Source organism: Thiorhodococcus minor (genome assembly GCF_010820565.1).
In the GTDB taxonomy this organism is placed as follows: Bacteria; Pseudomonadota; Gammaproteobacteria; order Chromatiales; family Chromatiaceae; genus Thiorhodococcus; species Thiorhodococcus minor.
Map to the genome: position 1 here is coordinate 1 of NZ_JAAIJQ010000274.1, position 1018 is coordinate 1018.

Annotated in this window: 1 protein-coding gene; it reads right to left on the reverse strand. The window is 50.6% G+C overall.

All coding sequences use genetic code 11. The annotated features are described in order from the left end of the window. Positions 1-506: 506 nt before the first annotated feature. Positions 507-794, reverse strand: coding sequence for a hypothetical protein (locus tag G3446_RS26920; protein WP_164456712.1), 288 nt, complete (start codon positions 792-794; stop codon positions 507-509). Positions 795-1018 lie beyond the last annotated feature (224 nt).

Consider the following 1018-nt stretch of genomic DNA (forward strand, 5'->3'; position numbering starts at 1 on the left):
GAGCCCTCGGCCTCGAAAAGCTATTTTCTATACCCCCTGCGTACCTCCTCGATCCCGGGCTTGTCCAACAACCGGTTCAGATCGTCGCTCGCTTCGCTCGGACGATCTAACCTTATTCGTTAGGTGATCTCTTCTCTTTAGTCACCCGCGCGGGCCTCGATCATCGGTCGGACCAGTAGGGTGGACGAGCAAGCGCGAAGTCCACCGAATCCCGCGCCGACGCTGGTGCAGCACGTTGCGCTTGTCCAACCTCCGCATTGACGCGGGCGAAACCATGATCGACGCCCCCGCGCGGGCTTTCGGAGTTAAGTGAACTGTCCCCGGAACTCGAACGCCGAAACTGGACCCCTCGTTAATTTTTTCACTCATCATAAGCTCTTGATAAAAAAGAGATTGCCAGCCGGAGAAAATGGCCAAAGTCGAGTTAAGTAAACTGTCCCCGGAACGTTTCACATCAGCCGGCCATGAGGAGCGGTAGCGACGAATGGGTCGGCTGGATGTGATTGTTATGTTTCATCTTTATACTGAGCTTTAAGCTCACGGAACAGCTCAACAGCACCCGAAGTGAGACCGTAAAATGTATTTTGAGATTCATACAAAAAGTCTTTTTCTTCCTCAAGTGCATCCTCAATTTCCTGCAATGTTGGTGTGAACAAGCCCCTGCGTCCATGCAAAGCGACAAGCATATGATTTGAGAACAATTCGTTTAGAACAACAATCAGCTCCTTCTTTTCAAGGCCATGTGAAGGAATATTCATTAATTCTTCAATGCATGGATCAAGCAAATCACTCATGCAGGTGAAAATGTCTTCTACGTAGCAGAAGATTTGATGTTTAGCGAAGTTTATGCGGTTCGCTTCAACCTTCATTTTGAAACATAACTATTAAGCATTTATCCATCGGGCGCATGGCAGTGAGCGTGGTCTCGCTCCGACGCTGGCGCGCCCGATGGATAAATGTCTGTTGGACTAATCCGATCCTGGCACGACGCCGCCGACCGCGCGGATGCGGGCATGCC